Origin of the sequence: Martinezella lusitana (genome assembly GCF_010668395.1) — a bacterium.
Lineage (GTDB): Bacteria > Pseudomonadota > Alphaproteobacteria > Rhizobiales > Rhizobiaceae > Rhizobium > Rhizobium lusitanum_A.
This window is the reverse complement of the sequence record NZ_WUEY01000005.1, coordinates 67,150-91,290: the sequence shown is the minus strand read 5'-3', so window position 1 is coordinate 91,290 and position 24,141 is coordinate 67,150. Positions and strand designations below refer to the sequence as shown.

The following is a 24,141-nucleotide window of genomic DNA, read 5'->3' as shown; positions in this document are numbered from 1 at the left end:
TTTTTACGGCATGGAAGCATTCCAAATGGACGTTTTGACATGACCTCTTCAAGCAGGGCCGCTTTGCTGAACGAGCTGGCTGTTATGATTGCGAACCTCGGCTCGGAGCGGCCGATCCGCATTGCGATCGACGGCCGCACGGCGTCGGGCAAGACCACGCTGGCGAACGAACTGGCCGAATGCCTCAAGGCCAGCGGGCGAGAGATCATCCGCACCTCGATCGATGGCTTCCATCGGCCCAAGGTGGAGCGCTATGCGCGCGGGCGGCACTCGGCCGAGGGTTATTACCACGATGCGCGCGATTTATCCGCGATCAACGCGCTGCTTCTGAAGCCTTTGGGGCCGGGCGGCGATCAATGGTATCGCACGGCATCCTTCGATCTGCACAATGACGTGCCGATCGCACAGCACCCGCAATTCGCGCCCGATGACGCGATCCTCATTATTGACGGCACCTTTCTGCAGCGACCGGAGTTGCGTGAGGGCTGGGACCTCACGATCTTCGTCGAAACCGCGGAACATGTCTCCGAGCAGCGCGGCATTGCGCGCGACACCCAGCTTCTGGGCGGAACGGATGCGACCCGCCAGCTCTATGCCGATCGATATCGCCCCGCTTTTGCTCTCTATGAAAGCCTGTCCGCGCCCGCGCTCGCCGCCGATGCGATTTTCAACAATGACGATTTCGATCGGCCGGCGCTTCGCATTCGCGAGGGTGGGAGGTTGTCTGCGGTGCAAAACAATCTCTAGCATTACTGAAGTTTTGTAGCAGATGAGCTCTTCCAATCTGCTCGGTGCGTTTTTTGAGGCGGCGCCCGCAAAACCCGCAATGAACAGCATGTTCTCCTCCCAATGCCGGCGGCGTGGGCCGTGTGGGGCTGGTACATTGGTTGCTGTCCATCACGCGGAAATCCGAACAGCCTCAGGTTTCCACTCGATGCAAAATCGAATAATCTTTGTTTATTGCAAAGGGCCAGGGAACGTTGGGGATATCGATGCAGCCGATCTACTACGGGCTCACGAGAGCAGCTGCCTTAGGCACACTGATTGTTTTTCCTGCTATCTTCTTTGTGTCCTGCTCGACGGTTGGCGGAGCTGGCGATCAATCGCGTTCGACAACCGCCAGCAAATCCACAGAATCCGCCAAGGAGAAAGCAGCCGACCGCCGGCGGTGGGAAGACAGGGTCCAACGCGATAATCAGCTGGATCCAAGCGGGTCGGCACCGGGTTCCTATGGTTCTTTCGGGCCTCGTTTCACTTGGTAAGCGAGAGATTTTCAAACGGCTAAGTTCATGGCGCGCGGTGCGCTGTTCACACGTTATCGGTAGATTTTGATTTGCAGGCAGGGCAATGCTGCGCCAAAAGCCGGTTTTCTTTTGTGCCCGTCCGGGGCATGGTCTGGCGCAATGAGTAGAGATTCTTCCGATCTGTTCGGTGCGCTTTTCGAGGCGGCGCCCGCAAAGCCTGTGATGAGCCGTACGGTTCCCGTTCTCGTGCCGATGCCGGCGCCGAGGGCCTATTCCTATGCCGTGCCGGAGGGCATGGCGGTGGAGCCGGGCTCGGTCGTGCAGGTGCCGCTCGGGCCAAGGCAGGTCATCGGCGTCGTCTGGGACGGCGATGACGACGGCGGGGTCGACCCGAAGAAGCTTCGGCCCATCAGCCATGTGTTCGACTGCCCGCCGCTCGGCAAGCATATGCGCGATTTCATCGATTGGGTCGCCACTTACACGCTGTCGCCGCCCGGGCTGGTGGCGCGCATGGCGCTCAGGGCGCCGGCCGCCTTCGATCCTGAACCGATGGTCGAGGGCCTGCGCTTCGTCGGCGGCCAGCCGGAGCGGTTGACGCCGGCCCGCGCCAAGGTGATGGAGATTGCCGCTGACGGATTGTCGTGGACGCGCACCGGGCTCGCGCATGCGGCCGGCGTTTCCACCAGCGTCATTGACGGGCTGATCGCGCAGGGCATTTTCGAGACCATCTTTCTGCCGCCCCCGCCCGTCGTCGCCAGGCCCGATCCCGAATTCATCCCCTCGCGGCTGCAGGGGCCGCAGAAGGATGCGGCCGACGAGATCCTGGCCGACGTGCGCAAGGGCGAATTCGCGGTGTCGCTGATCGACGGCGTCACCGGCTCCGGCAAGACGGAGGTCTATTTCGAGGCTATCGCCGAAACGCTGAGACGCGGCAAGCAGGTGCTGATCCTGCTGCCGGAAATCGCGCTGACGGCAAGCTTCCTCGAACGTTTTCAGGATCGCTTCGGTGCCAAGCCGGCGGAATGGCATTCCGATCTTGCGCCGCGCATGCGTGAAAAGGTCTGGCGGCAGGCCGTGACGGGCGACGTGCGGGTCGTGGCCGGTGCGCGCTCGGCGCTGTTCCTGCCCTTCGAGGATCTCGGCCTGATCATCGTCGACGAAGAACACGATCCCGCCTACAAGCAGGAGGATCGCGTCTACTACAATGCGCGCGACATGGCCGTGGTGCGCGGGCGCATCGGCGATTTCCCGGTCGTACTCGTTTCGGCCACGCCGTCGGTCGAGAGCCAGGTCAACGGCCAGAGCGGGCGCTACACCACGATCCACCTGCCGACGCGCTACGGCGATGCGGCGCTTCCGGACCTACATCTGATCGACATGCGCAGACACGCGCCGGAGCGTGGCGGCTTTCTTTCGCCGGTCATGATCCGCGCGATCGGCAAGACGGTTGCCAAGGGCGAGCAGGCGCTGCTGTTCCTCAACAGGCGCGGTTACGCGCCGTTGACGCTCTGCCGGGTCTGCGGCCACCGGTTCCAGTGCCCGCAATGCTCGAGCTGGCTGGTGGAGCACCGCTTTCGCGGCCAGATCCAGTGCCATCAATGCGGCTATGCCGAGCGTACCCCCGAGGCCTGCCCCGAATGCGGCACGCTCGATCATCTCGTCGCCTGCGGGCCGGGCGTCGAGCGCATCGCCGAGGAGGTGGAGCGGCATTTCCCCGAGGCGCGCACGATCGTGCTCTCCTCCGACATCATGGGTGGCGTCAAGCGGCTGAGGCTGGAGCTCGACGCGATCGCCAACGGCGAGGCTGACATCGTCATCGGCACGCAGCTCGTCGCCAAGGGACACAATTTTCCGCTGATGACGCTGGTCGGTATCGTCGATGCCGATCTCGGCCTGGCGAATGGCGACCCGCGCGCCGCCGAGCGGACGTTTCAGCTGCTGTCGCAGGTGACGGGACGTGCCGGGCGAACCGGCCTCAAGAGCCATGGATTGCTGCAGACCTACCAGCCGCAGCATCCCGTGATGCAGGCGATCGTCTCAGGCGATGCCGGTGCCTTTTACGAGCGCGAGATTTCCGAGCGTGAAAGGGCCATCCTGCCGCCCTTCGGCCGGCTCGCCTCGATCATCGTCTCGGCCGATACCCGGCAGGACGCGGAGGCCCACGCTCGCGGCATGCGCAATGCGGCCCCGCAGGTCTCGGGCATTTCGGTGCTCGGCCCGGCCGAAGCGCCGATCGCGCTGGTGCGCGGGCGGCATCGCTTCCGTCTGCTGGTGCATGGCCGGCGCAATTCCGACATGCAGGGCTTCCTGCGCGCCCTGTTGGCGCAATCGCCGAAAGAGCGTGGCTCGGTACAGGTGCAGCTCGATATCGATCCGCAAAGCTTTCTGTGATTGACGCGGCAGATATTTTGGCTGTGCCTTCCCCTTGCGGCGCGGATCATGCCATAAGTCGGCCGTTTCAATGGCGCGATTTGCGCGCGGGCTGATTTTGAGGGCGACCGATGGAGCTTTATTTTCCGACCGAATTCGGCGAGCAGCTTGCCTATTGCTCGGCCGTGGTCACCGCGATCATCGGTCTCTTTCTCATGTTCGCACCGGGCTACGCCTATCGCTTCCTCAGGCTGCAGGTGAAAGAGGGACGTTCCGAAGCCTATGCCGAGGCTCGTTCGGCCGGCGGCTTCATGGTCGGTTTCGGGCTGGTGTCGATCCTGCTGGCGCAGCCGATGATCTATCTCGCGCTCGGCGCGTCCTTCGGCGTCGCGGCTTTCGGCCGCATCCTGTCGCTCATGTCCGATCGTGGCAGTATAGCGTTGAGTCTTCTCCTTCTGGTTGTACAGGCGATTCTGGCTGCGCTACCGTTTCTCTACGGGCTCGGCTATATTTGAGCCGAAAACAGCTTCGGCCAGGCCTTTTTTGCCTGTGCTATCCCCATGCTTTTTGAATTTTGACATCATAAATTCGCCCGAATGGCGTATTCGTCGAATACGCGTGTTGCGAGTCTCAATATCCTATGTTAGACGAACCCCGAATTTCGGATGAGGCAGGAGCGCGCTCCTGCTGATTTCTGGGGGAAATCAAAACGAATTCAAGGGCATATGGCTTCCGTCACCCGGAAGCCCGGTTCTTGGGTTGAAATCAGGGAATTTTGTGCCCGTGGCAGACACATCCCAGCATGTTTCTGGCGTTGCAGAACGATATGCCTCGTCGCTGTTCGAATTGGCTCTTGAAGAAAGCGCCGTGCCGGCAGTGACCGCCGATCTCGATCGGTTCCAAGCCATGTTCGACGAAAGCGAAGATCTGAAGCGCTTCGTCCTCAGTCCGGTCTTTTCGGCTGAAGAGCAGGTCCGTGCCATAGAGGCGCTGGCAGCGAAGGCTGGCTTTGGTGCCTATGTCACCAATTTTCTGAAGCTTGTGGCCAGCAACCGGCGCCTTTTTGCGCTGCCGGGCATGATCAAGGCTTTCCGCATCATCGCTGCGAAGCATCGCGGCGAGATTTCCGCCGAGGTAACCTCGGCCCATGCGCTTACCCCTGCGCAGGAAGATGAATTGAAGGCGGCGCTGAAGGGCGTCACCGGCAAGGACGTGGCGATATCAGTCACGGTCGATCCGTCGATTCTCGGTGGTCTGATCGTCAAGGTCGGCTCGCGCCAGATCGATACGTCCCTTCGCACCAAACTCTCCACCCTTAAGCTTGCATTGAAAGAGGTCGGCTGATGGATATCCGCGCCGCGGAAATTTCCGCAATTCTGAAAGATCAGATCAAAAACTTCGGCAAGGAAGCTGAAGTCTCCGAAGTCGGCCAGGTTCTCTCCGTCGGTGACGGTATCGCCCGTGTCTACGGTCTGGACAACGTCCAGGCCGGCGAAATGGTCGAATTCCCGGGCGGCATCCGTGGTATGGCGCTGAACCTTGAAGCCGACAACGTCGGTGTGGTTATCTTCGGCTCCGACCGCGACATCAAGGAAGGCGACACCGTCAAGCGTACCGGCGCGATCGTCGACGTTCCGGTCGGTCCGGAACTGCTCGGCCGCGTTGTCGACGCGCTCGGCAACCCGATCGACGGCAAGGGCCCGATCAATGCGACCCGCCGTTCGCGCGTCGACGTCAAGGCTCCGGGCATCATTCCGCGCAAGTCGGTTCATGAGCCGATGTCGACCGGCCTCAAGGCCATCGACGCCCTGATCCCGGTCGGCCGCGGCCAGCGCGAGCTCGTCATCGGTGACCGTCAGACCGGCAAGACCGCCATCATTCTCGACACGATCCTGAACCAGAAGGCCATCCACGATGCCGGTCCGGACAGCGAAAAGCTGTACTGCGTCTACGTCGCCGTCGGCCAGAAGCGTTCGACCGTGGCACAGTTCGTCAAGGTGCTCGAAGAGCGCGGTGCGCTGAAGTACTCGATCATCGTTGCCGCTACGGCCTCCGATCCGGCTCCGATGCAGTTCCTGGCTCCGTTCGCTGGTTGCGCCATGGGCGAATACTTCCGCGACAACGCCATGCATGCCCTGATCGGTTACGACGACCTTTCCAAGCAGGCCGTTTCCTACCGCCAGATGTCGCTGCTGCTGCGCCGCCCGCCGGGCCGCGAAGCTTACCCGGGCGACGTTTTCTATCTGCATTCGCGTCTCCTCGAGCGCGCTGCCAAGATGAACGACGAGAAGGGCGCCGGCTCGCTGACCGCTCTGCCTGTTATCGAAACCCAGGGCAACGACGTTTCCGCCTTCATTCCGACCAACGTGATCTCGATCACCGACGGCCAGATCTTCCTCGAAACCGACCTGTTCTATCAGGGTATCCGTCCGGCCGTTAACGTCGGTCTGTCGGTTTCGCGCGTCGGTTCGTCCGCTCAGATCAAGGCGATGAAGCAGGTTGCCGGTTCGATCAAGGGCGAGCTCGCCCAGTATCGCGAAATGGCCGCCTTCGCCCAGTTCGGTTCCGACCTCGATGCCGCAACGCAGCGCCTGCTGAACCGCGGTTCGCGCCTGACTGAACTCCTGAAGCAGCCGCAGTTCTCGCCGCTGAAGACGGAAGAGCAGGTCGCGGTCATCTTCGCCGGCGTCAACGGCTACCTCGACAAGCTGCCTGTCGCGCAGGTCGGCAAGTTCGAGCAAGGCTTCCTGTCCTACCTCCGTTCGGAAGGCAAGGAAATCCTCGACACCATCCGCACCGAAAAGGCTATCAGCGATGCGACGAAGGGCAAGCTCACCGCTGCTCTCGACAGCTTCGTCAAGTCTTTCACGTAATCGGGCTAAGCTCTAGGACGGACCAAGGATGCCTTCACTCAAGGATCTGAAAAACCGGATCGCCTCCGTCAAGGCGACGCAGAAGATCACCAAGGCGATGAAAATGGTCGCCGCGGCGAAGCTTCGGCGTGCGCAGGAGGCGGCCGAGGCCGCCCGGCCTTATTCGCAGCGCATGGCCGCTGTTCTGGCCAACATCTCGGCTGCCGTCAGCGATGCCGACGGCGCTCCGCTGCTGATGACCGGAACCGGCAAGAGCGATGTCCATCTGCTCGTCGTCTGCACGGCCGAGCGTGGCCTTTGCGGCGGTTTCAACTCGCAGATTTCGCGTTTCGCCCGCGATCACGTCCGCAAGCTTCAGGCCGAAGGCAAGACGGTGAAGATCTTCACCGTCGGCAAGAAGGGCTATGACGTGCTGCGCCGTGAATACGCATCGCTGATCGTCGAGCGCAAGGAACTGCGCGACGTCAAGCGCATCGGCTTCGACAATGCCGACGCCATCGGCAAGCGCATCATCGATATGTTCGAGGCCGGCGAGTTCGACGTCTGCACGCTGTTCTACTCCGAATTCAAGTCGGTGATCAGCCAGGTGCCGACGGCACAGCAGCTCATTCCGGCTTCGGCTCCGGCCGCTGTCGAAGAAGATGCGGCCCACAAGGGCGCCGTCTACGAATACGAGCCGGATGCGGCTGCGATCCTCGCGGACCTGATCCCGCGCAACATCTCCGTCCAGATCTTCCGCGCGTTGCTCGAAAACGTCGCCGGCGAGATGGGCGCCAAGATGAGCGCGATGGACAATGCGACGCGCAACGCTGGTGAGATGATCAACAAGCTGACGCTGAGCTACAACCGCCAGCGCCAGGCACAGATCACCAAGGAATTGATTGAAATCATTTCGGGCGCGGAAGCGCTCTGAGGTTAGGAAAAGAGGGTAAGAATATGGCTGACGCAGCTACCCCCGCAGGTTCTGTCGGTAAGGTTACGCAGGTTATCGGCGCCGTTGTGGACGTTGCTTTCGAAGGCGAACTCCCGGCGATCCTGAATGCGCTTGAAACCGACAACAACGGCAATCGTCTGGTTCTCGAAGTCGCACAGCACCTCGGCGAAAATTCCGTCCGCACGATCGCCATGGACTCGACCGAAGGTCTGGTTCGTGGACAAAAGGTCAGCGACACCGGCGCACCGATCTCGGTTCCGGTCGGACATGAGACGCTGGGCCGCATCATGAACGTCATCGGCGAGCCGGTCGACGAAGCGGGTCCGCTGAACACTGCCAAGAAGCGCGCCATCCACCAGGATGCTCCGTCCTACGTCGAGCAGTCCACGGAAGCGCAGATCCTCGTCACCGGCATCAAGGTCGTCGACCTGCTCGCTCCTTACGCAAAGGGCGGCAAGATCGGCCTGTTCGGCGGCGCCGGCGTTGGCAAGACCGTTCTCATCATGGAACTGATCAACAACGTCGCCAAGGCGCACGGTGGTTACTCGGTCTTCGCAGGCGTGGGTGAACGTACCCGCGAAGGCAACGACCTTTACCACGAAATGATCGAATCGGGCGTCAACAAGCACGGCGGCGGCGAAGGCTCCAAGGCTGCGCTGGTTTACGGCCAGATGAACGAACCGCCGGGCGCCCGCGCTCGCGTCGCTCTGACCGGTCTGACGGTTGCCGAAAACTTCCGCGATGAAGGCCAGGACGTTCTGTTCTTCGTCGACAACATCTTCCGCTTCACGCAGGCAGGTTCGGAAGTGTCGGCTCTGCTCGGCCGTATTCCTTCGGCCGTGGGTTATCAGCCGACGCTCGCCACCGACATGGGCCAGATGCAGGAACGCATCACCACGACGACGACGGGCTCGATCACCTCGGTTCAGGCCATTTACGTTCCGGCCGACGACTTGACCGACCCGGCACCGGCAACCTCGTTCGCCCACCTGGACGCAACGACGGTTCTGTCGCGCTCGATCGCTGAAAAGGGCATCTACCCGGCCGTCGATCCGCTCGACTCCACCTCGCGCATGCTCGACCCGATGGTCGTCGGCGAAGAGCACTACGAAATCGCCCGTAAGGTTCAGTCGACGCTGCAGCGCTACAAGGCCCTGCAGGACATCATCGCCATCCTGGGCATGGACGAACTCTCCGAAGACGACAAGCTGGCTGTTGCCCGCGCCCGCAAGATCGAGCGCTTCCTGTCGCAGCCGTTCTTCGTCGCCGAAGTCTTCACCGGCTCGCCGGGCAAGCTCGTTGCGCTCGAAGACACGATCAAGGGCTTCAAGGGCCTCGTCAACGGCGAATACGATCATCTGCCGGAAGCTGCATTCTACATGGTCGGCTCGATCGAAGAAGCGATCGAAAAGGCCAAGAAGCTGGCTGCCTAATCAGGCCAATCCATCGGCGCGCGGCATTGCCCGCGCGCCCTTGCCTTGCGAATAAGACAATCGAGAAGTGACGGGCCATGGCTGACAATTTCAATTTCGAACTGGTTTCTCCGGAGCGCCTGCTGCTGTCGGAACAGGTCATCGATGTCGTCATTCCTGCCACCGAAGGCGAGATGACCGTCATGGCGCATCATGCGCCGACCATGACCACGATCAAGCCGGGCGTCGTCAAGGTGCATTCGGCTTCGGGCAAGAAGCAGGACTACGTCGTTTTCGGCGGCTTCGCCGATATCCTGCCGACCGGCTGCACGTTGCTCGCCGAATCCGCCGTTCCGGTGGAAGACATGAGCCGCGACGAGCTGGACCGCCGCATCAATGCCGCCAAGACCGAGCTTGAGGATGCCGAGCATCACGAGCACAAGTCGCGCCTCGAGCATTTCATCATGGAACTCTCGCATTTGCGCGGCTCGATCGTTCAGGATTGATGCGATCCGGAAGCAGTGAATAAGATGAAAGCGGTCCTATGGGCCGCTTTTTTGTTATAGTGCCCGGGCCAACCTCGCCCTTCGAGGCTTCGCCTCCTTCGACAAGCTCTGGAGCCTGCGCACCTCAGGGTGAGGATGGAGCGAATTTCAAGGCTGGGTAACTTCCGGCGCAAACCCAGGCCACCTCGTGGTTCGAGGCATCACCGTTTTCGCTCCGCTTAACTGCGCTGCATCTCACCATGAGGTGGAGCGTGCCTTGTGGCGAGGCAGGCAAGAGCCCCGTGGTGAGGCACGCAAGATCAGTCCTCATGGTGAGGAGGCCCGCAAGGCCGTCTCGAACCACGAGGGCGGGTGGCGACGTATCCTTCAAATCCCCGACCTCTCACCGCCAAGGCGCCGCGATACCCCGATCAGACTTGTTGCCCCTGTAACAGAAAGCGGTGCAGCTGCCCTGCCTCGGGAGAGAGTGAGCGAAAACGCGGTGCGCCGAGATAGTACCCGAAGCCACTCTCGACGCTGTCACTGCCGACGGTGACGAGTGCGTGGGATTGCAGGTACTCTTCGATGAGGCCGAGACTGCCGAGCGCGATGCCTTCGCCCCTCAACGCCGCTTCCACCGCCATGATGTAGGTCGAAAAGGAAAGGCGCGGCCTTGGCGGCTTGCCTTTCAGGGGATCGCCGATGCGGCCGAACCATTGACGGAAGCTGATCCAGTGGGCGTTGGCGCGCTCATAGTCGATGAGATCGAGACCGGCGATATCGACTGCCGTCAGGGTCTTGGGGTCGAGGCCACGGATTGCCAGGTAATCCGGTGATGCGATAGGTACCAATACCTCCTTCATCAGCGGCGTCAGGCTCCAGCGCGGATGTTCGCCCGTCGAATAGATGATGATGAGATCGTTGTTCTCCGAAGCAAGCTCGGAATGGACGTCCGTCGTCAGCAAGCGCACGGAGATGCCGGGGCTTTCCTTGCCGAAATCCCGGAGCCGCTGGCCGAGCCAGAGATGCGAGATCGAGCCGCTCGCCGCAATCGAAATGATTTCGCCCGTACCGGCGCGAAACGGCTCCAGGCTTTCCTCGAGATATTCGAGCGTCGCGCGCACGCGCTGGAACAACCGCTCGCCATCCGGTGTCAGCGCGAGATTTCGGCCGCGCCGCGTAAACAGCGTCGCGCCGAGGTGATCCTCAAGCCCCTTGATGCGGCGGCTGACGGCGGCCTGGGTGATGTTCAGCTCGCGGCCGGCCCGGGAAAAGTTCATGGCACGCGCCGCCGCGTCGAAAACGCGGAAGGCCTCCAGCGGTATTTTTTCTAGCATCGGCTCTCCATGACTTCAGATCATCAATATTCCCGATAATTGCCCGGATTTGAAGATCTGAAATTGTGATGCAGGATCGCAGGCATCATATCAGTCGTTTCCCAAGGGTATCCCTCGTGTCCTTTTCCATTTCCGCCATTCCTGACATCCGTTTCGGCGAGGGTGCGCTTTCTGGCCTTCCCGCTGCGGTCAAATCCTTCGATGGCGTCGGCGCCGTTCTGCTCGTGATCGACGCCTTCCTGGCGCAATCGGGCCTGGCTGCCAAGGTCAGTGCCGAGCTTGCCGAAGCGGGCGTGAAGACACAGGTCTTTTCCGATTTTGCCGGTGAGCCGAAGCTTGCGCATCTTCATGCCGCGATCGCGGCGGGGCAGGGCGCGGATATGGTGATCGGCATCGGCGGCGGCTCGGCGCTCGATATCGGCAAGATCGTCGCCTGCTGCATCGCCTCCGGCGAAGATCCTATGCACTATGCGCTTGCCGCCAACCCGCTGCCGAAGAATCCGCTGAAGAAGATCATGGTGCCCACGACGGCCGGCACGGGATCGGAGACCTCGGCCACGAATATCTTTGCCGGCCCCGAAGGCAAGAAGCTCTGGATCTGGGGACCGGAGACCAAGGCCGATCTCGTCATTCTCGATCCGGCGCTGACGAAGACCTTGCCCGCCAATCTGACGGCATGGTGCGGCCTCGATGCCTTCATCCATGCCTTCGAAGCGGCAACCAACCGCAACACCCATCGCGGCGCTCAGTTCTATGCGCATCAGGCGCTGCGGCTGATCACCGGCGCTCTGGAAACCGCCGTCAAGCAGCCCGACGATATGGCTGCGCGCGGCGATGTGCTGCTCGGCTCCTGCTTTGCCGGCATCGCCATCGATAATTGCGGCACGGCGATCGCCCACAATATCAGCCATGCGCTGGCGGGCCTTGGCCCGGTTCATCATGGGCTTGCGACGGCTCTCGGTTTTGAGGCGACGCTCTTGTGGCTCGTCGAAGCGGATACCGCCGAGCTGAATGCAGCGGCCAAGGCATGCGGTGTCGCCAGTGCCGCTGATCTCCCCGCTTTCGTCTCCGGCTGGATGGATCGGTGCGGCATCACGCGCTCGCTGCCAGCTGCCTTCAAGCCGTTCGATGCCGCCGATCTCGCCCGCGAGATGCGGGCGACCGAAAACCAGCCCATGCGGCGCTCGACGATCCGCGACGTGACGGATGCCGATATCGACCGCTTTGCCGCCGCCGTCATGGCGCTGCCGAAAGGAATCTGAGATGACCAAGGAATACACGCGCGATTATTGGGAAGGCGTTCTCTCCAATCTCAAGCCTGAGGGGCGCCACTTCATAAACGGTGCCCATCGCGCCGCTTCCTCCGGCGAGACTTTCACCCGCATCCGCCCGATGGACGGCAAGCCCGGTGCGCAGCTGGCGCGCGGCAATGCCGCCGATATCGATGCTGCCGTCGCCTCCGCTCGCGCCGCCTTCGAGAGCGGTGTCTGGCGCAGGAAGGAGCCGCTGGAAAAGAAGAGGATCATGCTGAAATGGGCCGAGCTCATTCGCGCCCACGGCGATGAACTCGCCATGCTGGAAACGATCGACGTTGGCAAGCCGGTCATGGCGTCGCTCGGTGTCGATGTGCGCCTCTGCGCCGACGGCATCCAGTTCTACGGCGAGATGATCGACAAGATGTATGACGAGATCGCCCCGACCGGCCCGAATGCCCGCGCGCTGGTGCGCAAGGTGCCGCTCGGCGTCGTCGGTGCCATCACGCCCTGGAACTACCCGATGATTATCGCCGCGTGGAAGCTCGGGCCGTCTATCGCTGCCGGGAACTCCGTCGTGCTGAAGCCGGCCGAGCAATCCTCGCTCTCGGCGATCCGCCTGGCTGAACTCGGCTTCGAAGCGGGCCTGCCTGCCGGCGTCTTCAACGTCGTCACGGGTTATGGCGAGGAAACCGGCAAGCCGCTGGCCTTGCACATGGATGTCGACATGATCGCCTTTACCGGCTCGACCGAAGTCGGCAAGCTGATCATGGGCTATGCGGCGCAGTCGAATGTCAAGCGCGTGGCGCTGGAGCTTGGCGGCAAGTCGCCGCTGGTCGTGTTCGAAGATGCCGATCTCGATGCCGCCGCCGTGGCCGCTGCGTGGGGCTGCTTCTACAATTCAGGCGAGACCTGCCATGCCTCGACGCGGCTGATCGTGCAGCGCTCGGTGCAGGACAGGCTGATCGAGAAGATCGAGGCAGTGACCCGCTCCGATATCGCGCTCAAGCACCCGCTCGATCCCTCGGCGCAGATCGGCGCCCTGATCGAGGAAGAGCACATGAACAAGGTGCTGGCGATGATCTCGGCCGGCGAGAAGGAAGGCGCGCGCCGTGCTTTCGGCGCCGAGCGCGTCTTGAGCGAGACCGGCGGCTACTATGTGTCGCCGGGCGTCTTTGTCGACATGACCAACGACATGAGCCTGGCACGGCAGGAAATCTTCGGCCCGGTGCTCGCTGCCATTCCCTTCGACACGGAGGAGGAAGCGCTCAAGATCGCCAACGACACGATCTATGGGCTTGCGGGCGCCGTCTTCACCAGGGACATGGATCGTGCTCACCGCTTTTCGGAAGAGATCCATGCGGGTACGGTGTGGATCAACACCTATGACATGTCGAACTTCGCCACGCCGTTCGGCGGCTTCAAGCAGTCCGGTTTCGGCCGCGACCGTTCGGTGCACGCGATCGACAAATATTGCGACTACAAGACGATCTGGCAGCAGTTCGGCTGAGAGATTGAAATCGGCATGATCCTTCTCGAAGGATCGTGCCCGGAGGATAAAGGGGAGCCAGCATGAGCAAGATCGTTTCCATCGAAATCACCCATCACCGCCTGCCGCTCGATCCGGCGTTCAAGGCAAGCTGGGACGGCCGTCCGCGCCGGCATTTCGATGCGACCATCGTTCGCGTCAGGGATGACGAGGGCCGCGAAGGCATCGGCTCCGGCGATCTCATGAAGGGTTTTGAGGGGCACGAAGATCTGTTCATCGGGCAGGACCCGCGGCACGTCGAACGGCACTATGAAGTCCTGTCGCATATCAACTTCCACTACGGCCGCTGCTGGCCGATGGACCTGGCGCTGTGGGATCTCTCCGGCAAGATCACCGGCGAGCCGGTCTGGCGGATGCTCGGCGGTCGCGCCAGCCGCGTGCGGCTCTATGCCTCTTCCGGTGTGCTGCGCGAGCCGTCCGCCATGGCCGCTCAGGCCGAGCGTTATATCGACGAAGGTTTCCCGGCCATGAAGGTGCGCTTCTCCTCGTCTTCGGGCGGCCGCGGCGGCTGGCGGGAGGACGTCAAGGCGCTGGAAGCGATCCGCGCCCGCGTCGGCGACCGGCTGGAGCTGATGGTCGATTGCAATCAGGGTTGGCGCATGCCCTGGGATACGACCTTGCCCTGGACCTTCAAGGATGCGCTGGCCGTTGCCAGGGAGCTGGAGCGGCTCGGTGTGTACTGGATGGAAGAGCCGCTTTACCGCTCGGACCGCAAGGGCATGAAGGAGTTGAAGCAGGCAACCTCGGTGCGGATCGCTGGCGGCGAGATGACCCGCGAACTCTACGAGTTTCGCGATATCATCGAAGAGCGTGCCTTCGATGTCGTGCAGCCCGACGTCGCGCTGGTCGGCGGCATCACCGGCTGCCGGCGTCTGGTCTATCAGGCCCGCGAAGCCGGCGTGCAGTTCACGCCGCATTCCTGGACGAACGGCATCGGCGTGCTGGCCAACGCGCATCTGACCGCCGGCGTCGGCGATGCCGCGTGGCTCGAATACCCTTACGACAATCCGGAGTGGAGCGAAGCGCGCCGCGACTATCCGATGGCCTTGCCGCTCAAGCACGATGCCGGCTGGCTGGATCTCGGCACCGCGCCGGGGCTCGGCATCGTTCTCGATGAAGAGCGACTGAAGGCGACGCGCATCTAGAGCAATTCCAGGAAAAGTGCATAGCGGTTTTCCGTCCGGAATTGCGTAAAAACAAAAGGATAGAGCGTTTTTGCGATTCGAGGAAAAGCGGAAAAGCTCTAGGGAAGCTGCAGCCTGCGCCCTATCTCTTGTCGGCCCGTTACGCGGTAGCGGGTCGTGTTGACGTATTTTCCCGATTGCGGGCCCAATGGATCATGGGACGTTCGAGCAGGACATAGCTCAGCGTGCCGATGGCGAAGATGATGGCGATTGCTATGAGGCTTGATGTGATCCAGCCGCCAAGCACGTCATCCGAGCCGGTGCCGAAGGTCCAGGGAAAGAGCTGCTGCATCAGTGTCAGCACGATATCCTGCCAGATATAGACGCCGAAGGAGACGGTGGCGACATAGCGGCTGAAGCGGTTGTCGAGCAGCTTTGCCAGCAGCACCGATTGCGGAAGCGCACAAAGCGCGATGGCGACCGCCAGGGGAAACAGCGGGAATTGATAGGGAATGCCGAGCCAGGCATAGCCTTCTCCCGGGCCGCCGATGGATTGCGGCAGCTGCCACGCGCCCATGACGATCGCGAGCGCTCCGATGATATCGTAGATTGCCGAGCGGCGGGCCGGGATGACGGTCTGGATTCCGGCCGCCAGCGCGCCGATCGCGAAGATCGCGAAGAAGCCGACGGGATTATAGCGCGGCATCCATTCCTTGGCGCCGCCCTGGAAGCCGTATTGCCATCCCCGCCCGACGCTGTCGGTCGGCAGGTAGGTGACAACAAGCCAGTGGCCTATGAGTGCCGCCGCGATGATGCCGATCCAGAGCAGGCGGCTGGCGAGAACCGGGCGCGACCTCGGCCTCGCATGAAACAGCAGTAAAAAGCCGATCGGCAAAAGAACATAGCAGGTCGCCTCGAAGGGGATCGACCACAAGGGCCCATCCCCCTGCACCGGGAAGAAGGTGCGCCAATGCCATTGGCTCATCAGGAAGAAGCCTGCGATGTAGCGGCCGATCAGCTCGGCATCGAGCGGAAATCCATAGACCGTGAAGCTGATCACGAAGCCGACCGTCAGGGCGACCCAGAAGCCCGGCAGGATACGCGCGGCGCGGCGCATGGCGTAGATTTTCAGCGACGGCAACGGCTGGTCCCTGTCCAGCGCCAGCCAGAAAGGGCGCGAAAGAAGAAAGCCGCTGAGCACGAAGAAGACCGAGACGCCGTGATTGCCGAAGCGCGCCAGTATGAAGGTTAGATCCAAAGTCGGGGGGATCTTGTTGAAATTCATCCGGAGCACGAGATGGTGAACAAGCACCATCAGACATGCGACGGCGCGCATGAAGTCCGCTCCTCCCAGACGCTTGTCGTTCTCCATTCCCACACCGTCGAAACTGCCTCCCTATTGGGTTAGGTCATCGAAGCGGCTTCGGCAAGCGCGGCTATCCGGCAGGGATGATTTACGGAGGGGAACAAACGCCCGGACCCGTGGTGCCAGGTCCGGGCGTCAAGCCGGTCTTTCGCACCTGCCAGAAACGAAAGACCGGATTCGATTGTTGTCGGAGGCGAATCAGGCGGCGACGGAGCGATAGGGGCGCACGGCGCGCGCCGGCTTCAACGCATTGCTCCACCATTGCAGCCGGGCGATCATGCGGACCAGCGATTGGCGGGCATCGATCGGATTGTCGAGCGAGCCGTCCTCGGCGAACCGGCCCCAGGGATTGGCGAAGCTCACCGTGTCGCGCACGGTCACGGCATGCAGCTCCGCAAAGACCAGGCGCAATTGTTCGACGGCGCGCAGGCCGCCGGAGATGCCGCCATACGAGACGAAAGCGACCGGCTTGCCGTGCCACGGCTCGTAGACCAGATCGAGCAGAAATTTCAGCGAGGCCGTGAAGCTGTGATTGTATTCCGGCGTGACGACGATGAAGGCGTCGGCGTTCGAAAGCCGCTCCGAAAGGGCTGTCACGCCGGCGTGCTCGCGGTCATGCAGGAATGGCAGATCGAATTCGAGGGGATCGATCAGGTCGATGTCGATGAGGGGATAATGCGCCAGTTCGTGCGCGACCCAATTGACCACCTTGTCACAGAGGCGGCCCGGGCGCGTGCTGCCATAGATGATTGCCAGCCGGGTTGGTTCAGTCATGTCGTGCTCCTGCCTTTACGCGCTTCGGAGCTGGGGTTATAAAACCTCAAGTATGGTTGAGGTCAATAGAGAATATGGGAAAAATCGGTCCTGCTCAAATTTCCCGGCTGCTGACGGTCGGGGAGGTCGCGGCCCGCAGCGGGGTAGCCGTATCGGCGCTGCATTTCTATGAGGCGAAAGGCTTGATCGAGAGCCACCGCAGCCGCGGCAATCAGCGGCGTTATCCCCGCGAAGTGCTGCGGCGGGTCGCCGTCATCAAGGTCGCGCAGCGGGTCGGCATTCCGCTGGCCGAAGTTCAGGCGGCGCTCGAAGCCTTGCCGCAGGGACGCACGCCGACAGCGGCCGACTGGAAGGGGCTTTCAGCATTGTGGAAGAGCGATCTCGATGCCAGGATCGAACGCCTGCAGGGCCTTCGCGATCAGCTGGACAGCTGCATTGGCTGCGGCTGCCTGTCGCTGGGCAATTGTCCGCTGAGAAATCCGTGGGACCGGCTTTCCGAAGAGGGCGCAGGGCCGCGATTGCTCGATCCAGAGGAATGAGCCTAAGGCTCAGGCGTGGACGCGGCTGTCGGCCATGTAGTCTTCAAGCGCCGAGGCCTCTTCCTTCGAGAGGTAAAGGCCCTTCTTGGAGCGGCGCCAGAGGATGTCGGCGGCGCTGTAGGCCCATTCCTGCTCCATCAGATAGCGCACTTCCGCTTCATAGAGATCGCTGCCGAAACAGCGGCCGAGATCGGCCAGCGCCTTGGCATCGCCAAGGATCCGGGCGGCGCGCGTTCCATAGCGGCGAACGAGGCGGCGGGCGTGCTGATCGGCCAGGAAGGGATAGCGCGACTTCAGCTTGGAGACTTCGGCATCATAGCCGCGCACCGGAAAGTCCCCGCCCGGCAGCGAGCTCCCGGCGGTCCAGGGCGTGCCTTTCAGGCCGATGGCCTCGCCGATCTTCTCCAGCGCGTGTTCGCCCAGGCGGCGATAGGTGGTGAGCTTGCCGCCAAAGACATTCAGTAGCGGCGCCTGGCCCTCTTCGCCTTCGACCTTCAGCACGTAGTCGCGCGTTGCCTCCTGCGCCTTGGAAGCCCCGTCATCGTAAAGCGGACGGACTGCGGAGTAGGTCCAGACGATATCCTCGGGTCGCACCGGCTCCTTGAAGTATTCGCTGGCGGCGTTGCACAGATATTGGGTTTCATCCTCAGTGATCTTCACGTCCTTCGGATCGTCCCTGTAGTCGCGATCCGTGGTGCCGATCAGCGTGAAATCCTGCTCGTAGGGAATGGCGAAGATGATGCGGTTGTCCGGGTTCTGGAAGAAATAGGCGCGGGGATCGTCGAACTTCTTGCGCACGATGATGTGGCTGCCCTGGACGAGGCGGACATTGTGCACCTGGTTCTTGCCGAAGGCATCGGACAGCACATGATCGACCCAAGGGCCGGCGGCATTGACCAGCATGTGCGAGCGGAATTGCCGCTTCTCGCCGCTCAGCGTATTTTCCGTTTCGATGGCCCACAGGGCGCCTTCGCGGCGGGCGGAAATCACCTTCGTCCGCGGCATGATCGTCGCGCCGCGGTCAGCTGCGTCGCGCGCGTTCAGCACCACCATGCGGGCATCGTCCACCCAGCCGTCGGAATATTCGAAGGCCTTGGTGAAGAGTGCCTTCAGCGGTTTGCCGGCGGGATCCCTCTTCATGTCGAGCGTTGCCGTCGGCGGCAGCAGCTTTCGGCCGCCCAGATGATCGTAAAGGAAAAGGCCGAGGCGGATCAGCCAGGCCGGGCGGATGCCGCCCTTGTGATAGGGAAGGACGAAGCGCATCGGCCAGATGATATGCGGAGCCATCGCCCAGAGCACTTCGCGCTCCATCAGCGATTCGCGCACGAGGCGGAATTCGTAATGTTCGAGATAGCGCAGGCCGCCATGGATAAGCTTGGTGGCGCCGGAGGATGTGCCGGAGGCAAAGTCGTTCATCTCGGCGAGCGCGACCTTGTAGCCGCGCCCCGTGGCGTCACGGGCGATCCCGCAGCCGTTGATGCCGCCGCCGATAACGAAAATGTCATAGATCTGATCGCTCACCCGTCCCTCCGCAAAGCTTCGCCATTCCACGAAGGCGGAAAATCGAAACTAAACCATCTAAAGTGAAACAGATACGAATGTCAAACGAACGTTTGTTGACGGAAGGCGAGCAGTCAGCCTTGTCGCGCGGAGGTTTCCACCAGATGCACGTCATGTTCCGCCGCGATGGAGCGTACGGATTCCATGATGCATACGTCGGTGACGAAGGTATGAACCTGCGACAGATGGCCGATGCGAACCGGCGCGGTTCGTTCGAACTTGGTGCTGTCGGCGACGAGAATGACGTGCCGGGCATTGGCAATGATGGCCTGCGCCACTTTCACTTCGCGAAAATCGTAGTCCAGGAGTGCGCCGTCGGCATCGATCGCGGAGGCGCCGATGACGGCATAGTCGACCTTGAACTGCTTGATGAAATCGACCGCCGCTTCACCGACGATACCGCCATCCGAGCCGCGCACGACACCGCCGGAAATGACGACCTCGATGGATGGAAAAATGCGCAACTTATTGGCAACGTTGATATTGTTGGTGATGACCATCAGCTCGTGATGGCCGAGCAACGCTTCGCCGACGGCTTCCGTCGTTGTGCCGATATTGATGAAAAGCGAGCTGTTGTTGGGGATCATGCTGGCGGCGGCGCGGCCGATCGCCTGCTTTTCGAGGGCGGCGATCGAGCGGCGCGCCTCGTATTTCACATTCTCGGTTCCGCCGGGAAAGATCGCGCCGCCATGCACCCGCGACAGCACGCGGCCGTCGCAGAGATCGTTGAGATCCTTGCGGATGGTTTGCGGGGTGACGGAGAAGCGCAACGCCAGTTCTTCCACCAGCACGCGCCCCTCCGCCTTGGCGATTTCGAGGATTTCGGTCTGGCGTCCGGATAGGAACATGGCTTCGCTCCCTTTCTTTCGTTTTTTCGTCATCATATGATAAAGTGAAAATTCCGCAATTACCGGCGCGCGAATTGTGCGGTTGAGGAGGTCCTGGTGTTTCATCCGAAGCTATTCGAAAATCGCAATGTCGTGGTCACCGGTGCCGGCCGCGGCATCGGACTGGAGGTCGCGAGGCAGTTTCTCGATTGCGGCGCCCACGTCCTCGTCCATGTCGGCCGCGATGCCGATCGCGAATTGCCCGATTTCCTGATGGAGGCGGAAGCCGACCGCCGCGCCTTTCTCATTGCCGGCGATTTCGCTGCCGGCAACGGGACGCGGGATTTCGTCAGCGCGGCCGGCGAGCGTTTCGATCGCATCCACGCATTGGTCAACAACGCCGGCACGATGGTCGGGCGTTTTCCTGCCGGCGAGCTGACGGATGGGCAGTATGAGAGGATCGTGCATCTCAACCAGACCTCCGTCATGGAAGTGACGAGAGGACTGCTGCCCTTGCTGCGCGCGGCGGGGGAGGCCGCGATCATTAACACGGTTTCGATTTCCGCGCTCACCGGCGGCAGCCCCGGTTCTGCGATCTATTCCGCCTCGAAAGCCTTCGTCTCGACCTATTCGAAGGCCCTGGCGCGCGAATTGGCGCCGGATGGCATCCGGGTGAACTGCGTCTCGCCGGGCACGATATCGACGGATTTCCATGAGCGCTATTCGTCCAGGGAAAAGCTGGAGCAGACGCGCAAGTCGATTCCGCTTCAACGGCTCGGCACCCCGGAAGATTGCGCGCCGGCCTATCTCTTCCTCGCGGCCCCGACACTGTCCGGCTACATCACCGGCCAGGTGATCGAGATCAACGGCGGCCAGCTTATCTGCTGATAAAACGGACCTTTTTTGGTTTTACATGTCTTTTTTCAGTCAGCTTGTGGTTCGACAATATTATAAGCATACCACTAGGTGAGTTCTCACTAGAGGCTGTGATATGTCGTCGTCTCCACCACAAGGCGGTGCAGCAGAACATAATATCGAGGAAATGACGGGAAGGGCGCGAAAGGCGAGCGCGCTGCTGAAAGCGCTCTCCCATGAGACCCGTCTGGCGATCCTGTTCACGCTCGCCAAACGCGAGAAGACGGTGATGGAGCTCGAGGCGCTTCTCGACCTGCCGCAGGCTGTCGTTTCGCAGCATCTGGCCCGTCTTCGCCTGGACAAGCTGGTCGATACGCGCCGCGAGGGCCGGCTTATTCACTATGCCGTCGCGCGGTCGGAACTCTGTGCCGTCGTCGATTCCCTGCAAAAGGCCTTCTGCCAGGGCGAGCGTTGAGGTTTGAACCGGCTTTGCATGTTGCGCTTACCGGGCTGGCGGTCTAACTCTTTCGCTGCGGGAGAGTGTGATGATCGAAAAGCTGGAGTTCTTCATCGCGCTGGCGAATCAGAAGCATTTCGGCCGCGCCGCCGAGGAATGCGGCGTGACGCAGCCGACCTTGTCCGCGGCAATCAGGCAGTTGGAGGATCAGCTCGGCGTGATGCTCGTCAGCCGCGGCTCGCGCTTTCAGGGACTGACGCCGGAGGGGCAGCGCGTGCTGGAATGGGCACGGCGCATCGTCGGCGACAGCCGCACCATGCGCGAGGAGATGCGGGCCGCGCGCAAGGGCCTTGCCGGCCATATCCGGATCGCGGCCATTCCGACGGCGCTCGCCATGGTGCAGAAAATCACCACGCCTTTCCAGGAAAGGCACCCGGACGTCACCTTCTCCATCTTGTCGCGCAACTCGCTGCAGGTTCTGAGCCTGCTCGAAAATCTCGAGATCGATGCCGGCATCACCTATCTGGAAAACGAGCCGCTCGGTCGCGTCACCAGCGTCCCGCTCTATGCCGAACGCTACCACCTGATCACGGCGGCGGGCAGCCCGTTCGCCGAACGCAAAACCGTGACGTGGAAAGAGGTCGGCGATCTTAGGCTTTGTCTATTGACCGCCGACATGCAGAACCGCCGCATCATCAACCGGCACCTGGCCGAAGCAGGCGTTACGGCCAAGCCGACGCTCGAATCCAATTCGATGATCGTGCTGTTCTCGCATGTGCAGACCGGGCGTTGGGCGAGCATCATGCCGAAGAATATCGCCGATTCCTTCGGTTTCCCCGTCGATATTCACAAGATTCCGATCACGGAACCTGATGCCGAGCATCTTGTCGGCCTGGTCGCCACGCATCGCGAACCCTTCACGCCGCTGGTTTCCGCTCTGTTGCATGAGGCAAGATTGCTCGCGGAAGGTAGCGAAGCTTGATAGAAATTTTCTATCAAGCAACGAGACTGCCTTATTGATCCTTTATCATCTCCCTGCGACCTTATCTTCGGGCGTGTCGATCGCGCGCCACGGAGGAAATGCCGCATAAGCCCTTTCCGAAGATTCGCCTTCAATTTTTCGGAGCTATGCGTGGGAGGCTGCCAATGAGTTTGAATCAGGCCGCGGGCGATGTCGCAAACCGCGCCGGGACCATCATCGATAGCATGAAATCGATGGAGGGGCCGCTTTTGCCGATCCTGCACGGGATTCAGGAGGAGTTCGGCTATGTGCCGCAGGATGCGCTGCCGCTGATCGCCAAGGCCCTGAACCTTTCGCGCGCCGAAGTGCACGGCGTCATGACTTTCTATCATGACTATCGCGACCATCCTGCCGGACGCCATGTCCTCAAGCTCTGTCGCGCCGAAGCCTGTCAGTCCATGGGCGGCGATGACGTTGCCGAACATATCAAAAGCCTGCTCGGTATCGATTTTCATCAGACGACGCTGGATGGCAGCGTGACGCTTGAGCCGGTCTACTGTCTCGGGCTCTGCGCCTGCGCGCCGGCGGCGATGCTGGATGGCGAACTTCACGGCAGGCTCGACGACGAGAGCGCCGCCGACCTCGTGAAGGAGGCGCGCCAGTGACGCTCACCATCTATATCCCCCGCGATGCCGCTGCCCTATCGCTTGGTGCGGAGAAAGTGGCGAAGGCGGTAGCTCAGGAAGTTGCCAAGTGCGGTCTCGATGCGCGCATCGTGCGCAACGGCTCGCGCGGCATGTTCTGGCTCGAACCCCTGGTCGAAGTCGAGATCGACGGCAAGCGCATCGGCTATGGGCCGGTGAAGGCCGGGGATGTGCCTGATCTCTTCGACGCCGGGCTCGCAGAAGGCGGCGAGCATCCGCTCTGTCTTGGGGAGGTCGAAAGCCTCCCATTCCTGAAAGAACAGACCCGCCTGACCTTTGCCCGCTGCGGCATCACCGATCCGCTTTCGCTGCAGGATTATGAAGCCCATGGCGGCCTCAAGGGGCTCCGCCGCGCCATCGGCATGGCGGCTGGCGATATCGTTAAGGACGTCACCGATTCCGGCCTGCGCGGCCGTGGTGGCGCCGGCTTTCCGACCGGCATCAAATGGAAGACGGTGCTCGATGCGCCGGGCGACCGTAAGTATATCGTCTGCAACGCCGACGAGGGCGACAGCGGCACCTTCGCCGACCGGATGATTATGGAAGGCGATCCCTTCGTGCTGATCGAGGGCATGGCGATCGCCGGTCTTGCGACCGGCGCGACCAAGGGCTTCGTCTATACGCGTTCGGAATATCCGCATGCGATCGCCGCGATGACCGCAGCCGTCGAGATCGCCCGCAAGGCCGGCATTCTCGGGGCTTCGGTTCTGGGTTCCGGCAAGGTGTTCGATATGGAGATCCGTACCGGCGCCGGCGCCTATGTCTGCGGCGAGGAAACGGCGCTGGTTAACAGCCTTGAGGGCAAGCGCGGCATCGTGCGGGCCAAGCCGCCGCTGCCGGCGCACAAGGGGCTGTTCAACTGTCCCACCGTCATCAACAACGTCATTTCTCTCGCTTCCGTGCCCGTCATCATGGACAAGGGCGCTGCCTTCTATCGTGATTTCGGCATGGGCCGTTCGCGGGGCACGATCCCGCTGCAGATCGCCGGCAACGTCAAGCATGGCGGCCTCTACGAGACGGCCTTCGGCCTGTCGCTTGGCGATATCGTCGACAGGATCGGCGGCGGCACCGCAACGGGGCGGCCGGTCAAGGCGGTGCAGGTCGGCGGGCCGCTCGGGGCCTATTTCCCGCGCGCTCTGTTCGATACGCCGTTCGACTACGAATCCTTTGCGGCCAAGGACGGTCTCATCGGCCATGCCGGCCTCGTCGTCTTCGACGATACCGCCGACATGCTGAAGCAGGCGCGCTTTGCGATGGAATTCTGCGCGGTCGAGAGCTGCGGCAAGTGCACGCCTTGCCGCATCGGCTCGACGCGCGGCGTCGAAACGGCCGACAAGATCGCGCGCGGCATCGAGCCTGAGAAGAACAGGGTGCTGCTCGCCGATCTCTGCAACACGATGAAGTTCGGTTCGCTCTGCGCGCTCGGCGGTTTCACGCCCTATCCCGTCCTGAGCGCGATGACCCATTTCCCGGAGGATTTTTCTCCGGCTCCCTTGATTGAAGCGGCGGAGTAAGAG

Annotated in this window: 22 protein-coding genes; 17 read left to right on the top strand and 5 right to left on the bottom strand. The window is 61.9% G+C overall.

The annotated features are described in order from the left end of the window. Positions 1-39 precede the first annotated feature (39 nt). The 8 genes from GR212_RS13220 to GR212_RS13185 all read left to right on the top strand — a co-directional run bounded on the left by GR212_RS13220 (position 40) and on the right by GR212_RS13185 (position 9,339). Positions 40-747: a uridylate kinase gene (locus tag GR212_RS13220; RefSeq protein WP_163987031.1), complete on the top strand. Its 708-nt coding sequence runs from the start codon at positions 40-42 to the stop codon at positions 745-747. Positions 748-1,403: 656 nt separating this feature from the next. Beyond that, a complete protein-coding gene (locus tag GR212_RS13215) occupies positions 1,404-3,635 on the top strand; it encodes a primosomal protein N' (RefSeq protein ID WP_163987030.1) in 2,232 nt (743 codons plus the stop codon). Positions 3,636-3,745: 110 nt separating this feature from the next. Next, a complete protein-coding gene (locus GR212_RS13210) occupies positions 3,746-4,129 on the top strand; it encodes a DUF4345 domain-containing protein (protein WP_163987029.1) in 384 nt (127 codons plus the stop codon). 262 nt (positions 4,130-4,391) lie between these two features. Next, a complete protein-coding gene (locus tag GR212_RS13205) occupies positions 4,392-4,958 on the top strand; it encodes a F0F1 ATP synthase subunit delta (RefSeq protein ID WP_163987028.1) in 567 nt (188 codons plus the stop codon). After that, entirely contained in the window at positions 4,958-6,487 is a 1,530-nt protein-coding gene (gene atpA, locus GR212_RS13200) for a F0F1 ATP synthase subunit alpha (protein ID WP_163987027.1), read from the top strand. The genes GR212_RS13205 and atpA overlap by 1 nt, the downstream gene beginning before the upstream one ends. Positions 6,488-6,515: 28 nt before the next feature. Further along, the gene (locus GR212_RS13195) at positions 6,516-7,400 is read left to right on the top strand and encodes a F0F1 ATP synthase subunit gamma (protein ID WP_163987026.1); all 885 of its coding nucleotides are present in this window, start codon (positions 6,516-6,518) and stop codon (positions 7,398-7,400) included. A 23-nt stretch (positions 7,401-7,423) separates the two neighbouring features. Further along, complete coding sequence (atpD, locus tag GR212_RS13190; RefSeq protein ID WP_163987025.1) at positions 7,424-8,854, top strand: F0F1 ATP synthase subunit beta; 1,431 nt, start codon at positions 7,424-7,426, stop codon at positions 8,852-8,854. 77 nt (positions 8,855-8,931) lie between these two features. Next, a complete protein-coding gene (locus GR212_RS13185; RefSeq protein ID WP_163987024.1) occupies positions 8,932-9,339 on the top strand; it encodes a F0F1 ATP synthase subunit epsilon in 408 nt (135 codons plus the stop codon). A gap of 410 nt (positions 9,340-9,749) precedes the next feature. On the opposite strand, the gene GR212_RS13180 is transcribed toward GR212_RS13185, so the two are convergent. Next, positions 9,750-10,655, bottom strand: a complete 906-nt coding sequence (locus GR212_RS13180; protein WP_163987023.1) for a LysR substrate-binding domain-containing protein — start codon at positions 10,653-10,655, stop codon at positions 9,750-9,752. Positions 10,656-10,771: 116 nt separating this feature from the next. Between GR212_RS13180 and GR212_RS13175 the strand changes: the two genes are divergently transcribed. From GR212_RS13175 to GR212_RS13165, 3 genes are all read left to right on the top strand, one after another. Beyond that, entirely contained in the window at positions 10,772-11,917 is a 1,146-nt protein-coding gene (locus GR212_RS13175; protein WP_163987022.1) for an iron-containing alcohol dehydrogenase, read from the top strand. A 1-nt stretch (position 11,918) separates the two neighbouring features. Continuing rightward, positions 11,919-13,418: an aldehyde dehydrogenase gene (locus GR212_RS13170; protein ID WP_163987021.1), complete on the top strand. Its 1,500-nt coding sequence runs from the start codon at positions 11,919-11,921 to the stop codon at positions 13,416-13,418. A 62-nt stretch (positions 13,419-13,480) separates the two neighbouring features. Continuing rightward, on the top strand, positions 13,481-14,602 hold the full coding sequence (locus GR212_RS13165) for a mandelate racemase/muconate lactonizing enzyme family protein (protein WP_163987020.1): 1,122 nt from the start codon (positions 13,481-13,483) through the stop codon (positions 14,600-14,602). A gap of 139 nt (positions 14,603-14,741) precedes the next feature. Here the strand turns inward: GR212_RS13165 and GR212_RS13160 are convergent, their stop codons facing one another. Next, the gene (locus tag GR212_RS13160) at positions 14,742-15,953 is read right to left on the bottom strand and encodes an acyltransferase family protein (protein WP_163987019.1); all 1,212 of its coding nucleotides are present in this window, start codon (positions 15,951-15,953) and stop codon (positions 14,742-14,744) included. 192 nt (positions 15,954-16,145) lie between these two features. Further along, positions 16,146-16,721, bottom strand: coding sequence for an NADPH-dependent FMN reductase (locus GR212_RS13155; RefSeq protein WP_163987018.1), 576 nt, complete (start codon positions 16,719-16,721; stop codon positions 16,146-16,148). 74 nt (positions 16,722-16,795) lie between these two features. On the opposite strand from GR212_RS13155, the gene soxR reads away from it, so the two are divergent. Then, the gene (soxR, locus tag GR212_RS13150) at positions 16,796-17,260 is read left to right on the top strand and encodes a redox-sensitive transcriptional activator SoxR (protein WP_163987017.1); all 465 of its coding nucleotides are present in this window, start codon (positions 16,796-16,798) and stop codon (positions 17,258-17,260) included. Positions 17,261-17,269: 9 nt separating this feature from the next. On the opposite strand, the gene glpD is transcribed toward soxR, so the two are convergent. Together glpD and GR212_RS13140 are read right to left on the bottom strand one after the other, a co-directional pair. Continuing rightward, the gene (glpD, locus tag GR212_RS13145) at positions 17,270-18,781 is read right to left on the bottom strand and encodes a glycerol-3-phosphate dehydrogenase (RefSeq protein WP_163987016.1); all 1,512 of its coding nucleotides are present in this window, start codon (positions 18,779-18,781) and stop codon (positions 17,270-17,272) included. Between the two features lie 113 nt (positions 18,782-18,894). Beyond that, positions 18,895-19,668 carry a DeoR/GlpR family DNA-binding transcription regulator gene (locus GR212_RS13140; protein WP_163987015.1) on the bottom strand — a complete coding sequence of 258 codons (774 nt, stop codon included), beginning with the start codon at positions 19,666-19,668 and terminating at the stop codon, positions 18,895-18,897. 96 nt (positions 19,669-19,764) lie between these two features. Here GR212_RS13140 and GR212_RS13135 point away from each other — a divergent pair, with 96 nt between their 5' ends. The 5 genes from GR212_RS13135 to GR212_RS13115 all read left to right on the top strand — a co-directional run bounded on the left by GR212_RS13135 (position 19,765) and on the right by GR212_RS13115 (position 24,138). Then, entirely contained in the window at positions 19,765-20,535 is a 771-nt protein-coding gene (locus GR212_RS13135) for an SDR family oxidoreductase (protein WP_163987014.1), read from the top strand. 103 nt (positions 20,536-20,638) lie between these two features. Further along, entirely contained in the window at positions 20,639-20,977 is a 339-nt protein-coding gene (locus GR212_RS13130; RefSeq protein WP_163987013.1) for an ArsR/SmtB family transcription factor, read from the top strand. A gap of 70 nt (positions 20,978-21,047) precedes the next feature. After that, positions 21,048-21,941, top strand: a complete 894-nt coding sequence (locus GR212_RS13125) for a LysR family transcriptional regulator (protein ID WP_163987012.1) — start codon at positions 21,048-21,050, stop codon at positions 21,939-21,941. A 164-nt stretch (positions 21,942-22,105) separates the two neighbouring features. Then, positions 22,106-22,585, top strand: coding sequence for a formate dehydrogenase subunit gamma (locus GR212_RS13120; RefSeq protein ID WP_163987011.1), 480 nt, complete (start codon positions 22,106-22,108; stop codon positions 22,583-22,585). Further along, positions 22,582-24,138: an NADH-ubiquinone oxidoreductase-F iron-sulfur binding region domain-containing protein gene (locus GR212_RS13115; RefSeq protein ID WP_163987010.1), complete on the top strand. Its 1,557-nt coding sequence runs from the start codon at positions 22,582-22,584 to the stop codon at positions 24,136-24,138. Before GR212_RS13120 ends, GR212_RS13115 begins: the two co-directional genes overlap by 4 nt. Positions 24,139-24,141: the final 3 nt, after the last annotated feature.

Excerpts from the sequence above, each read along its gene's own strand:
- GR212_RS13220 (WP_163987031.1), top strand. The coding sequence starts at position 40 with ATGACCTCTTCAAGCAGGGCCGCTTTGCTGAACGAGCTGGCTGTTATG.
- GR212_RS13215 (WP_163987030.1), top strand. The coding sequence starts at position 1,404 with ATGAGTAGAGATTCTTCCGATCTGTTCGGTGCGCTTTTCGAGGCGGCG.
- GR212_RS13210 (WP_163987029.1), top strand. The coding sequence starts at position 3,746 with ATGGAGCTTTATTTTCCGACCGAATTCGGCGAGCAGCTTGCCTATTGC.
- atpA (WP_163987027.1), top strand. The coding sequence starts at position 4,958 with ATGGATATCCGCGCCGCGGAAATTTCCGCAATTCTGAAAGATCAGATC.
- GR212_RS13195 (WP_163987026.1), top strand. The coding sequence starts at position 6,516 with ATGCCTTCACTCAAGGATCTGAAAAACCGGATCGCCTCCGTCAAGGCG.
- atpD (WP_163987025.1), top strand. The coding sequence starts at position 7,424 with ATGGCTGACGCAGCTACCCCCGCAGGTTCTGTCGGTAAGGTTACGCAG.
- GR212_RS13185 (WP_163987024.1), top strand. The coding sequence starts at position 8,932 with ATGGCTGACAATTTCAATTTCGAACTGGTTTCTCCGGAGCGCCTGCTG.
- GR212_RS13180 (WP_163987023.1), bottom strand. The coding sequence starts at position 10,655 with ATGCTAGAAAAAATACCGCTGGAGGCCTTCCGCGTTTTCGACGCGGCG.
- GR212_RS13170 (WP_163987021.1), top strand. The coding sequence starts at position 11,919 with ATGACCAAGGAATACACGCGCGATTATTGGGAAGGCGTTCTCTCCAAT.
- GR212_RS13165 (WP_163987020.1), top strand. The coding sequence starts at position 13,481 with ATGAGCAAGATCGTTTCCATCGAAATCACCCATCACCGCCTGCCGCTC.
- GR212_RS13160 (WP_163987019.1), bottom strand. The coding sequence starts at position 15,953 with ATGGAGAACGACAAGCGTCTGGGAGGAGCGGACTTCATGCGCGCCGTC.
- GR212_RS13155 (WP_163987018.1), bottom strand. The coding sequence starts at position 16,721 with ATGACTGAACCAACCCGGCTGGCAATCATCTATGGCAGCACGCGCCCG.
- soxR (WP_163987017.1), top strand. The coding sequence starts at position 16,796 with ATGGGAAAAATCGGTCCTGCTCAAATTTCCCGGCTGCTGACGGTCGGG.
- GR212_RS13140 (WP_163987015.1), bottom strand. The coding sequence starts at position 19,668 with ATGTTCCTATCCGGACGCCAGACCGAAATCCTCGAAATCGCCAAGGCG.
- GR212_RS13130 (WP_163987013.1), top strand. The coding sequence starts at position 20,639 with ATGTCGTCGTCTCCACCACAAGGCGGTGCAGCAGAACATAATATCGAG.
- GR212_RS13125 (WP_163987012.1), top strand. The coding sequence starts at position 21,048 with ATGATCGAAAAGCTGGAGTTCTTCATCGCGCTGGCGAATCAGAAGCAT.
- GR212_RS13120 (WP_163987011.1), top strand. The coding sequence starts at position 22,106 with ATGAGTTTGAATCAGGCCGCGGGCGATGTCGCAAACCGCGCCGGGACC.